Raw genomic sequence first — 12202 nt, 5'->3', positions numbered from 1 at the left:
GGTCAGTCCCGGCCCTGTACGGCCATCTCCGCGAGGAGCGACCAGTCCTCCTGGGGAAGCGTCGCGTTGACGATGCGCGGTGTCTCGGCGAGATGCGGCGGCAGCGTCCGCTGTGCGTCGCGGAAGTGCCGGGAGCGGACGTGCGCGGTGCCCGCCTCGTCGTCGCGGAACGCCTCGACGAGCACGTACTCGGTCGGGTCGTCGACGCTGCGGGACCAGTCGAACCACAGGCAGCCCGGTTCGGCACGTGTCGCCTCGGTGAACGCGGCCGAGATCTGCGGCCACTGGTCGGCGTGCTCCGGCAGCACCCGGAACTTCGCGGTGATGAAGATCATTCCAAGCTCCTCGAAGGGTTTCGTGTCGCGAGCGTCCACGGTCCGCGTGCCTCCATGGTCCGTGCGGTGCGCCGCCCGCGGGGCGGCCGACGCGCCGGGGACGGCCGCGGAGGGCGGTGCCCGGGGCCCCGGCTCACGAGCCGGGATCGTCGAACCCGTCGAGTTCGAACTGGTCGAGGAGGAAGTCGACCGGTGTGAGGCGCGGGACGGCCGACGCACCGTCGTGAAGAGCCTGTTCCGCCCAGATGACCTTGCCGCGGGGCGTGTACCGCGTCCCCCACCGCTGGGCGAACTGCGCCACCAGGAACAGCCCCCGCCCGCCCTCGTCCGTGGTCCCCGCCCGCCGCAGGCGCGGCGAGGTGCCGCTGCCGTCCGAGACCTCGCAGATCAGACAGCGTCCGTGCAGCAGCCGCACGCCCACCGGCGGTGAGCCGTACCGGATCGCGTTCGTGACCAGTTCGCTGACGATCAGCTCCGTGGCGAACCCGGCCTCCTCCACCCCCCACTTCCGCAGCGTCTCCCTGCACCACGCCCGCACGGAGGGAACCAGCGCGGGGTCCGACGGCACCTCCCACTCGGCCACGCGCGCCGGCGGGAAGGCGCGGGCACGTGCCGTGAGCAGCGCGATGTCGTCGCAGGAGTGCGACGGCTTCAGCGCGTCGATCACTGCCTGGCACGTCTCGTCCGGGGTGCGCATCCCGGACCCCTCCAGCGCACGGCGCAGCCGCTCCAGCCCGACGTCGATGTCGTGGGCGCGGTCCTCCACCAGGCCGTCGGTGTACAGCACCAGTTGCGAACCCTCCGGCAGGGACAGCTCGGTGGTCTCGAACGGGTAGCCGCCCAGACCGAGGGGCGCCGACGCCGGCACCCCGGCGCAGGTGACCGTTCCGTCCGGGCGCACCACCACCGGTTCCGGGTGTCCCGCACGGGCCATGGTGCAGGTCTCCACCACCGGGTCGTAGACCGCGTAGAGGCAGGTCGCCCCGGTCACGCCCGCGTGCTCGTGGTCTCCCGGGGCATCACCCGCGCGCTCCTCGTCGTCCATGCGGACGACCAGGTCGTCGAGGTTGCCGAGCACCTCGTCCACGGGCAGGTCCAGGACGGCGAAGTTGTGCACCGCGGTGCGCAGCCGGCCCATCGTCGCCGCCGCGTGCAGCCCGCGCCCGACGACGTCGCCCATCACCAGGGCCACCCGGGCCCCCGGGAGCGGGATGACGTCGAACCAGTCCCCGCCCACGCCCGCCTCCGCCGGCAGGTACCGCCAGGCCACCTCCAGGGCGTCCTGCTCCGGCTGCCCCCGCGGCAGCAGACTGCGCTGGAGCGTCACCGCCATCGCGTGCTCCCGGGTGAACCTCCGCGCGTTGTCGATGGCCACCGCCGCCCGTACGGCCAGTTCCTCCGCGAAGGCGAGGTCCTCCGGCTCGAACGCCGGGGACCCCGCCGCCCGGTAGAAGTTCACCACCCCCAGCGCCACGTTCCGCGCCCGCAGCGGCACGGTGACCAGCGACCGCAGCCCGCTCTCCAGGGCCGTCCGGGAGCGCTCCGGGTCCTGTTCCCGCCAGCCGTGGGCCTGCCGCAGGTCCGCCTCCAGCACACCCCGCCCCTCCTGCAGCGCCCGCATCTGCGGGCTCCGGGCCGAGAAGGTGATCACTTCGCCCAGCGGGTACACCGGGATCATCCGCCGTGCGCCGCCGATCGCCGCACGGCGCAGTTGCCGCCAGCCCTCGGCGGTCGGTTCCCACCCCCGCAGCACGGCATCGAGCAGGTCCACCGTCACCAGGTCGGCGAACTGCGGCGCCGCCACCTCGGCCAGCTCCTGGGCCGTACGCTCCACGTCCAGCGTCGTGCCGATCCTCACCCCCGCCTCGTACAGCAGGCCCAGCCGCTCCCGCGCGACCTCCGCGCGGCCCGAGACCGCCGCCAGTTCCGTGGTGTCCCGCAGGGTCACCACGCTGCCGCCCCGGCCGGCCCGCGGGTACGTCGGCCGTTTGTTCACCGCCAGCAACCGGTTCCCCGCGCGGTACACCTCGTCGGTGACCGTCTCCGGCGACGACAGCAGGCGCATGACCGGTTCCGGCAGTGCCAGCTCCTGCACCGGACGCCCCTGGGCGTCCTCCGGCAGCCCGAGCAGCCGGGCCGCCTCGTCGTTCGCCAGCAGCAGCCGTCCGTCGTCACCGGTGATCAGCACGCCCTCCCGCACCGCGTGCAGGACCGCGTCGTGGTGCTCGTACAACCGCGCCAGCTCCACCGGGGACAGACCGTACGTGTGCCCCCGCAGCCGCCGCGACACCAGCGTCGTGCCGGCCATGGCCAGTGCCAGCGCGGCCACGCCACTGCCCAGGATGATCGGCAGCTGCGGCATCCAGAGCGCCGCTACGTTCCTGACCGTGAGTCCGGCGGAGACCAGGCCGACCACCGTGCCACGCGCGTCGGTCACCGGGACCACGGCCTGCACGTCCGTCCCCCGGCCCGCCGGCAGCGGCGGCCCGCCGGCCTGCTCGACGACGGTACGGCCCTTCACCGCGGGGCCGATGGTGCCGACGAACTTCTTCCCGATCTCCCGCGGGTAGGGGTACGTGTAACGAATCCCCGTCGTGCTCATGACGATGACGAAGTCCATGCCCGAGCGTTTGCGCGCCGCCTCGGCCCGCGGCTGGAGCACCGCCGAGGGGTCCCGGCTCCGCAGCGCCGCGGCCGTGCCCGGCGCATTCGCGAAGGACTGGGCCGCGATCACCGACTCCCGTCGCCCCTGCTGCAGGGCGTCCCGCGCCGCCTGGAGGATCATGCCCACCACCGTGGCCGCGACCAGCAGGACCACGATGACGACCTGGAGAAGGAACACCTGACCGGCCGCACTGCGCACGTCCAGCAGGGAAGCGCGGCGGTCACGCGGGCGGCCCGGGGGCGGATGTCGTTCCGGGGTCCGAGGACGCCCGGAAAATACCTCCATACACCCTTGATAACACCACTGCGGGACAGCCGTACGCCGCGGCGCCGCGTCCTAGGGAATGGCCAGCTCGGCCCAGATCGTCTTCCCGGACGCGGTGTAGCGCGTGCCCCAGCGCTGGGACATCTGGGCCACGAGGAAGAGGCCGCGGCCCCCCTCGTCGTCCCGGCGCGCCCGCCGCAGATGGGGTGCGGTGTGCGCGTTGTCGGACACCTCGCACAGCAGGCAGCGGTCCCTGATCAGCCGCAGTGTGACGGGCCCGGTGGCGTACCGGATGCCGTTGGTGACCAGCTCGCTCACCACGAGCGCCGCGCTGAACGACAGTTCGGACAGGCCCCAGTCCGCCAACTGGCGCTCGGTGCCCGTGCGGGCCCGCGCCACCATGGCGGGGTCCGGCGGCAGCTCCAGGTCCGCCACGCGGTCGTCGCCGAGCCGCCGGGTGCGGACGAGGAGCAGCGTGGCGTCGTCGGTCTGCGGACCGGGCGGCCGGGCCGTGAGCGCCCGGTCGCACAGTTCCTCCAGCGGGCAGCGCTGCCAGGTGAGCACATGGGCCAGGCGGTCGATGCCGGTGTCGATGTCCGTGTGCCGGTCCTCCACCACCCCGTCGGTGAAGAACGCCACCACGCTGCCGCTGGACAGACTCAGCTCGACGTTCTCGTAGGGCAGGCCGCCCAGCCCGAGCGGCGGTCCCGGCGCCAGCGCCGACAGGGCCACCGAGCCGCTCGCATCGGCCACGATCGGCGGGGGATGGCCCGCGCTCGCCCACACGCACCGGCCGCTGACCGGGTCGTAGATCGCGTACAGGCAGGTCACCCCGAGCGTCTCGTCGCCCAGCCCGCCGTCGGCATCGGAGTCCGAGTCCTGCGCGACCAGGCCGTCCAGCCGGGTGAGCAGCTCGGCCGGGTCCAGGTCCAGCAGGGCCAGGGTCCGTACGGTGGCGCGCAGCCGGCCCATGGTCGCGGCCGCGTGCACCCCGTGCCCCACCACGTCGCCGACGGTCAGGCCCACCCTGGCGCCGGACAGCGGGATCAGGTCGAACCAGTCGCCGCCCACCCCCACGCGACTGTCGGCGGGCAGATAGCGGTACGCCACGTCGACCGCGCTCTGCTCGGGCAGGTGCCGGGGCAGCAGGCTCCGCTGCAGTACCAGGGCCGCCGCGTGCTGGCTGGTGTACCGGCGGGCGTTGTCGATGCCGACGGCGGCCCGCTCGGCCAGTTCCACCGCCAGCGTCTGCTCCTCGGGCCCGAAGCGGTCGGGGTTGCTGCTGCGCCGGAAGGTGGCGAGGCCCAGCACCGCGTTCCGGGTGAGCAGCGGGACGAAGAGGCAGCAGCGCGAGGCGCCCTGTCCCGTCCGGTCCGGTGTCCCGGCCGGGTCGGTGTGGACGACGGGGCGGCTGGTGGCCAGGCTCTGCGCCTGCGGTGACGAGGGCGGGTAGGAGACGGGACTGGTCCGGAACTCCTCTGGCGTCCGGCCGTGCATCCGCAGCAGGCTGTGCCCCGGCGCCGAGCCCGTGGGCGGCTGCCGGCCCTCGATGACCGCCGGCGGCAGGTCGACCAGCACCTCGTCGGCCAGCTGCGGCACCGCCACGTCCGCGAGCTCCGCGGCCGTACGGCGCACGTCCAGCGAGGCACCGATGCGCTTGCCCGCCCGCACCAGCAGCGACAGCCGTTCCTGGGCGCGGTAGCGGTCGGTGATGTCCAGGGACTCCTCGAAGACCCCCAGCAGCTCACCCCGGGCGTCCACCAGCCGGTGGTACGAACAGGACCAGACGTGCTCGCGCACCGGGTCGGCGGGGGCACGCCCGCGGTAGTGCATGCCCATGATCGGCTCGCCCGTCGTCAGCACGTGCTCCATGATCTGGTCCTCGTCCGGAGGGTGGTGGCGGGAGATGAACTCGCCCTCCGGGAAGAGGTCCGCGGCCGGCCGGCCGATGTACTGGGCGATCCCCGCCAGCTCCAGATCGGTGGAGACGTTCCCCCAGACGACGCGCATGTCGGTGTCGAAGATCGTCAGGCCCACGGCGGACTCGGTCGCCAGCCCCTGCAGCATCGCCAGCTGCGCCTCCCAGCCGCGCAGCGTGCCCAGGTCGGCCGCGACCACGACGGTGGCGGCGGCACCCTGGTGCGCGAGTGGGCTGAAGGTCACGGCCGCGCGCAGGGTCCGGCCGTCCCGGCGGCAGAGCTCCAGGACGGTGCCGCGGGGCCCGTGCCCCTTGCAGAGCTTGCAGAGGGTGGCCAGCCGCTGTCCCGGGGCCGCCGCCAGCAGCCGGGCGGCCGGCTGCCCGAGCACCTCCTCGGGGGAATGCCCGAGCAGGCGCTGGGCCGAGGATCCCCATCCGGAAACGCGGCCTTCGGCGTCCAGTACCGCGGCGGCGGCCTTGGAGAGGTCCAGCGGACTGTGGAAATCGACGTTTGCGGCATGCGGAAAACGATCCATGGCACCGCTTCCCTCCGTGCTCCCTCAGCATCGCGTGCCGGGCTGCGGACGACAACCGCACGCGCGACGGCCGCGGCGCACCGGAGCCGTGGCGGACCGCTGCGCAACGAGGTGCACGGCGGGGCCGGTGCCGCGGCGGGCCGGTCAGCCGGTCTTCCTCCACTGCGGCCACTGCTCCAGCGCGGTGCTGACGCGTTCCGTCAGGGGCGGGACGGTCTTCGTCGCCTGCTCGTAGGCGGCGACGAGGTCTTCCAGCATCTTCGTGTTGCGCCGCACGTCGTCGGTGTCCGAGTCGAGCACGGACGTGCACTCGCGGGCCGCGTCCCGGCCCTTGGCCAGCAGGGCGGACCACGCGCGGCCCAGTACGGGGTCGGGGACGCCCAGATGGCGCCGGGCGGTGGCCGTGTCGCGGGCGAGACCGACGCAGACGGGGCGCAGGCTGTCACCGTCCACGGCACCGGTCGTGGCGTCCGTCGACTCCTTGAACCACTTCGCGAACGCGGTGTAGCGCGAGGTCACGGCGACGATGTCGGCCTGGCCGCTCGTCTTGAACCAGGCCAGCAGCTGGAAGCCGCGCACGCGGTCGTCGGTGCCGACGGCCGGGGGACGGGCGGGCACCGCCAGGGCCGCGTCGTGGCCGGTCACCGAACGCACGGCCACGACGGACGACACCACGGCCAGGACCGCGACGGCGCCCACGGCGACGCGGGTAGGCCAGGACCGCCGTACGGCCCCGGAAGGCGTGGAACGTCCCGGGGCGCGGGGGACCCGCGCCAGGACCGCGGCGGCCAGGACGGCACCGAACATCGCCGGCGCCGTGGTCGCCACCAGGAGTTCGGTCAGCGACCAGGACGCCCCGGGCAGCCAGTGGCAGGTGTCGCCCATGACCCGCAGCGGGCCCAGGCAGCCGTCGGCGGACTGGAGCAGGAACTGCCCGGCCAGTGCCAGGATCTGGGCGATGCCGGCGGCGGTCAGGGCGCGGGGCAGCCGGTGGGCGCGGGTGGTCACGGCGACGACGGCCGCCGTCACGGCCACGCCGGCCCACAGGGCGACGGTCCGCCACCACAGGGAGACGACACCGAAGGCCGCGCCCCGCTCACCCAGCGGAGGGCGCCAGGAGTGGACGTACGCCATCGTCACCGCCACGGCGGCGACCCCGAGCACGCCCCCGGCCAGGCCGGCGAGGAGCGTGGAGCGCAGCCCCGTCGCCCGTGGCCGCCTGAGCAGCAGTACGGCCGGGTACACCCACAGCACCACCGCGGCCGCCGCGATCACCGGGGTCGAGCCGGCGACGCTCAGGCTCGTGAGGACCGAGGCGATCCAGGGCAGTACCGCCGCGTACTGCTCCCGTGTCCCCCAGGGGCCGGGGAACATCCGGCGGATGTCCTGCTCCAGACCGCCCGCCTGGTACAGGTCCCCGGCCAGCAGCAGCTTGCCCGCCCCCATCCACCAGCTCAGACCGGCCGCCGCCACCACACTTCCCGCGACGGCCGCGACCAGCACCGCCGTGCGCAGCGCGCGCGGCGTGCCCGGGGTGCCCCGCAGGCCCAGCCGGGCGCACCGGGCCAGCCAGCAGACGTAGGCCACGCCTCCGAGGAACGGGAAGAGCAGGGGCTCCGGGTGCGCGGGCCACCAGCCCGGGCCGATGCTCGAACCGGACAGCAACTCCCCGCAGACCAGGCCGAGTCCGAGCGCCGAGCCGGCCCGCACACCCGAGGGGCCCGGAACGCCCCGGTGCGCGGCGTACTGGGCCGCGCGCCAGACCGAGACCGCCAGGAGGGCCGCCGCCGGACCCCCGACGACCCAGGCGGCGGGCAGCGCGTCCCACTGGTCGCCGAGCGCGTTGCCGGCGACCAGGGTCACCGCCCCGAGCAGGAACAACGGCACGTCCGTCAGCGCGAACAGGGGCGCCGGGTCCTCCAGCGCGCGCCACCGCTCCGCCCAGGACGGGTGACTGCGCCACAACGCCGGGACGCTCCGCGCCGGTCGGCCCCGTGTCCCTGCTCCCTCGGCCCGCGCCCGCCAGACACCGGGATCGGCGCCCAGTGCCACGGCCCTCCGGTCGGCGTACAGCTCGCGGTGGCGCAGGGTGTCGGCGCGGGCCAGGACGACCAACAGGAACAGGAACCCGGCGGTCGCGATGTCCCGGACCATGTACGGCCGGGAGGCGGGCCAGAAGACGGCGTCGGCGCCCATGAACCAGCCGAACTGCGCCGCGACGAGGCTCCCGCCGAGCACCAGGGTGAACGGGACGGCGGCCAGGACGAGGAAGGCCCGCCACAGTGCCGTCACGGCGTACGCGATGTCCACGTCGCGGTGGCGCAGGTGGGCCAGTTCGTGCAGGAGCACCGCCTGGAACCGGGCCGGGTCGGAGCGGCGGACGTGCAGCAGGCCGTTGTCGAGGCAGAGGGTGCGCCTGCCCGCCCGGCCGAAGACGACCGCGCCGGCGCCGAACGCCGTCAGGTCGACCACCAGCCCGGGCAGGGCGCGCACTTCGGCGATCCCGGCCAGCCGGGCGATCTCGGCCCGGATCTCGCCCCGCGGGTCCCGGTCGTGCAGCGGCACCAGACCGTGCCGACGTCGCCTCAGCAGCGGCAGCAGCAGGTACACGGCCACGGCCACCAGCAGGACGACGGCACTGCCGGCCAGGCCGTACCACTCCGGCGTCACGGGGGCGCCCTCGGCGCACTCCTTGATCGCCTCCGCGTGGGCGCTGCTCCGCGTCACGTTGTCGATGACGTTGCCGCCCGGGTCGTAGCCCGCCGCGAACTCGCAGAGGAACGCGACGTCCTGCGCGGGGTACGGCCGCAGGAGACCGGTCAGCATCTCGACCGTGGCCGCAGCCATCGCGACGACGAGGACGAGGAAGCGCAAGGAGGTCCCGGCGGGCAGCACGCCCGGGTCGGGGGCCGGCGGTGCCGGCGGGCGGGGCGCGGCCGCCTGCGTGGCTCCGCTCACCGGGCGGCTCCGTCCTCCTGACGGCCCTCGCCGTCGCCCGGCTCGTCCGGCCGGCCGTCGCCCGGGTCCTCCGTGCCTGCCAGGGCCAGCCGTGCGACCACGCTGTCCGCGAGGCCGTCGGCGTCCGCGAAGCCGCGCCGGACCGCCTCCTCGCGCACCCGCCGTCGTACCGAGGCCAGTTGACCGGGGGAGAGGTGGGGCACCTCGGGCGGGGCGGCCGGACGGCGGGCGGACGGGCGCAGCCGTCCGAGTGCGGTCGCGGCCCGGTTCATCAGCCGCCCGGTGCCGTCCGCGACGGCGGCGCGGCACGCCTCGTCGACCGCCAGCAGGACCACGGGTGTGACCATGGCCGCGACGGAGTCGAGACCGAAACCCAGCGGGTCGGACCGCCGGCCGGAGGACGCCTGCCGCATCCGCCGCACCACCAGACCGTAGTCCAGACCCGCCAGGTCGTCGGCCAGCGGCCGTTCGTCCGGCGCGTGCCGGTCGACGACGTCCCGCACCACGTCCAGCACGGTCGCACGCATGCGCCCGCTCCTTCCCCCGCCCGTTCCCCTTGCGCACCCGTACCCGCGCGCTGTTCGGGTCCTTCCCTCCGGAGCACGCCGTACGCCTGCCTGAACCCCTGGTTCACGGGTCCCTGTGCCGGTACGGCACCGACCGGCCACGGTGGCTCGTAACGGCCCCGGTGTTCAGCCGCCGTCCAGTTCCTGCTCGCACCAGATCGTCTTGCCCCGCCGTCCGAACCGGGTGCCCCAGCGGGCGGCGAGCCGGGCGACGAGGGCCAGTCCCCGGCCGCCCTCGTCGAGGGCGCGGGCGTTGCGCGGATGGGGTGCGGTGCTGCTGCCGTCGGACACCTCGCAGATCAGGGTCCGGTCGCGGATCATGCGCAGCCGGATCGGCGGGCTCCCGTACCGGATGGCGTTGGTGACCAGTTCGCTGACGATCAGTGCGGTCGTGAAGGCCAGGTCCGCCAACCCCCAGGCCGCCAGCTGGTGTTCGGCGAGCCGGCGGGCGGTGCCGACGACGGCCGGGTCCTCGGGCAGCGTCCACTCGGCGAGCCGGTCCTCGGCCAGGCCGCGGGTGCGGGCGAGCAGCAGAACGGCGTCGTCCTCGCCCTGGCCGGGCAGGAGGGCGTACACCGCGTCGTCGGCGAGGCGGCTCAGGGAGCGGCCGGGATGGCTCAGGACGCGGAGCAGGGTGCGGCGGGGGTCCGCCGCCGCGCGGACGAGACCGTTGGTGTACAGCGCCAGCAGGCTGCCGTCGGGCAGCTCGACGCGCACCGCCTCGTACCCGCCGCGGCCCGTACCGAGCAGCGGGCCGGCGGGCGGTTCGAGCACCAGGGGGTCGCCGAGCGCGCCGAGGGCCACCGGGGGCGTGTGCCCCGCGCTGGCGGCCGTACAGGCACGGGTCACCGGGTCGAACACCGCGTACAGGCAGGACGCCGTGACCGGCCCGCCCGCGTCCCGCGTCAGCGAGACGGTGGTCTCGTCCAGGCAGGTGAGCAGCTCCTCCGGCGCCAGGTCCCGGACCGCGAGCGTCGTCAGCGCGGTGCGCAACTGCCCCATGGTGGCCGCCACCTCGATGCCGCTGCCGGTGACGTCGCCGACCGTCAGGGCCACCCGGCTGCCGGACAGGGGGATGACGTCGTACCAGTCCCCGCCGCCGCCCCGGGTGCCGGGCAGATGGAGGGCGGCGGTGTCGACCGCGGTCAGCCGCGGCGGGGTGCGGGGAAGCAGATGGCGTTGCAGGCCGGCCGCGACGGCGCGCTCGCGTGCGTAGCTGCGGGCGTTGTCGATGCTGAGCGCCGTGCGCTGGGCGAGCTGCTCGGCCAGGCAGAGATCGTCCTCGTCGTACGGCCGGGGGTCGCTGTGCCGGTAGAAGCAGACGACCCCGAGGACGGTGTCGCGCACCACCAGCGGGGTGATCAGGAGCGAGTGCACGCCCGCGTCGGTCAGCAGCCGGGCCCGCTCGGGATCGGTGGCCAGCCACGGCTCGTCCGGCGTCAGGTGCGTGACGAGCCGGGGTGAGGCGTCCTGCAGGCTCCGGCTGAAGGGCGTGGGGAAGGGGAAGGTGTCCAGCGTGCCCGACGGGGCCTGCCGCGCGGGGTCGTTCACCGAGCGGAGGGCGACCCGGCGCAGCGGTACGTCCGCGTCGAGCGGGCCCGCGGACAGCGCGGCGCCGCGCACGGCCTCGTCCACCACGTCCACCGAGACCGCGTCCGCGAACCGGCCCACCACCACCTCGGCCAGCGCGTCCGCCGTGTCTCGCACGTCCAGGCTGGTGCCGATGGCGTGATGGGCGTCGTGCAGGATGTCCAGCCGGTCCGCCGCGTGCTGCCGCGCGGAGACGTCCTCCACGACGGCGACGCCCAGAACGGGGCCGCCACCCGGACGGACCCGGAAGGCCGATACCGAGAGCACCGTCTCCCGGCCCGGGTCGCCAGGGGGCCGGCCGCGGATCAGACGGCCCCGGACGCGTGCCTCTCCCGTGAGCACCTGACGGGCGAGCGAGAGCAACTCGGGATCGTGGAACCCCTCCGCGATCTCGTCGAGCCGCCGCCCGAGCACCGCGTCGCCGGGCAGTCCGCGCACCGCGCGCCCCGCGGTGTTGTAGCGCACGATCCGCGCCTGCTCGTCGAACACGTACAGCCCCATGGGCGCCTGGGTGAACAACGCCTCCAGCACGGTGGCCGGCAGGTCCTCGCTGTCGTGCGGCGACGACATCGCCGGTCCTAGCTCCCGTCCGGCAGGTCGCGTCCGCCGTGCGACGCCATGCGCGCTCTCCCACTGCCCCCACGGCGTGGGAGGTGCCCCCGCTCGCCGTGCCGGCCGCAGACCCGGGGACGCTCGGTACGAGGGGCAGGGCCGGCACTTCTGCGGCCTTCGGCCGGGTGGACCCCCGGAGCAGGTACCCGGCGCCGCGCGGCCGCCCTGCGGGCGACGACGCGAAGGGCCGGACAGACCCTGGCCCCGCGCGCCGGCGGCGTCAGGGGCGTCGAGGGCGGGGGCGGGGCAGCCGGCCCGCTCGCGCGGCACGTGACCGCGCGGTGAGCGGCGAGGACGTCCGGCGAGACGGACGGGGGAGAGCACGGCCGGTCGGGCGCGGCCCCCGAGATGACCGGCGCGCGGGTCCGCGGCGCGGCGGTGGGACCGTGCTCGGCGATGGGCGGACAGCGGCGCATCACTGGCCCCTTCGGCGTCGGCACCGGGCTCTTGCCTGACACCCTGGCCGGTGGGCCGGACGGCAGCCATCGGGGAGGGCCGAGCGGGTGACGGTACGGGGGCCCGGAATCCGGGCCCGCCGGCCTCGGCCGGGCAGCGGAATACGCGCGGGGGCGACCCTGTTGCAGGGGTGTAGTTGAAACATCAACCTCTTGGAGGGGAGGACGGATGCAGTTCGGCATCTTCACCGTCGGTGATGTGACCCTCGACCCGACCACGGGGCGGACGCCGACGGAGCGCGAGCGGATCAAGGCCATGGTCGCCATCGCGCTGAAGGCGGAGGAGGTCGGTCTGGACGTCTT

General features: G+C 74.9%; 6 protein-coding genes and 1 pseudogene. 1 reads left to right on the top strand and 6 read right to left on the bottom strand.

Features of this window, described 5'->3' with window-relative positions; all coding sequences use genetic code 11:
• Nucleotides 1-2: 2 nt before the first annotated feature.
• From AB0946_RS17560 to AB0946_RS17535, 6 genes are all read right to left on the bottom strand, one after another.
• Nucleotides 3-335: a putative quinol monooxygenase gene (locus AB0946_RS17560; RefSeq protein ID WP_366761479.1), complete on the bottom strand. Its 333-nt coding sequence runs from the start codon at nt 333-335 to the stop codon at nt 3-5.
• 133 nt (nt 336-468) lie between these two features.
• Nucleotides 469-3285 carry a SpoIIE family protein phosphatase gene (locus tag AB0946_RS17555; protein ID WP_366761478.1) on the bottom strand — a complete coding sequence of 939 codons (2817 nt, stop codon included), beginning with the start codon at nt 3283-3285 and terminating at the stop codon, nt 469-471.
• A gap of 51 nt (nt 3286-3336) precedes the next feature.
• Entirely contained in the window at nt 3337-5718 is a 2382-nt protein-coding gene (locus AB0946_RS17550; protein ID WP_366761477.1) for a SpoIIE family protein phosphatase, read from the bottom strand.
• A gap of 144 nt (nt 5719-5862) precedes the next feature.
• Nucleotides 5863-8676 carry a M56 family metallopeptidase gene (locus AB0946_RS17545; protein ID WP_366761476.1) on the bottom strand — a complete coding sequence of 938 codons (2814 nt, stop codon included), beginning with the start codon at nt 8674-8676 and terminating at the stop codon, nt 5863-5865.
• Entirely contained in the window at nt 8673-9203 is a 531-nt protein-coding gene (locus AB0946_RS17540; RefSeq protein WP_366761475.1) for a hypothetical protein, read from the bottom strand. Before AB0946_RS17540 ends, AB0946_RS17545 begins: the two co-directional genes overlap by 4 nt.
• A 165-nt stretch (nt 9204-9368) precedes the next feature.
• Complete coding sequence (locus tag AB0946_RS17535) at nt 9369-11402, bottom strand: SpoIIE family protein phosphatase (protein WP_366761474.1); 2034 nt, start codon at nt 11400-11402, stop codon at nt 9369-9371.
• 666 nt (nt 11403-12068) lie between these two features.
• Here AB0946_RS17535 and AB0946_RS17530 point away from each other — a divergent pair.
• Nucleotides 12069-12202: pseudogene (locus AB0946_RS17530) on the top strand (5,10-methylene tetrahydromethanopterin reductase); the annotation flags it as partial.

The organism is Streptomyces sp. NPDC046870 (genome assembly GCF_040704595.1).
GTDB classification, from domain to species: Bacteria; Actinomycetota; Actinomycetes; order Streptomycetales; family Streptomycetaceae; genus Streptomyces; species Streptomyces argyrophylli.
Note: the sequence above shows the minus strand (reverse complement) of the source record. Positions and strands in the feature narration are given on the sequence as shown.

Coding starts and splice junctions, on each gene's coding strand:
- AB0946_RS17555 (WP_366761478.1), bottom strand. CDS start 3,285: ATGGAGGTATTTTCCGGGCGTCCTCGGACCCCGGAACGACATCCGCCC.
- AB0946_RS17540 (WP_366761475.1), bottom strand. CDS start 9,203: ATGCGTGCGACCGTGCTGGACGTGGTGCGGGACGTCGTCGACCGGCAC.
- AB0946_RS17550 (WP_366761477.1), bottom strand. CDS start 5,718: ATGGATCGTTTTCCGCATGCCGCAAACGTCGATTTCCACAGTCCGCTG.
- AB0946_RS17535 (WP_366761474.1), bottom strand. CDS start 11,402: ATGTCGTCGCCGCACGACAGCGAGGACCTGCCGGCCACCGTGCTGGAG.
- AB0946_RS17560 (WP_366761479.1), bottom strand. CDS start 335: ATGATCTTCATCACCGCGAAGTTCCGGGTGCTGCCGGAGCACGCCGAC.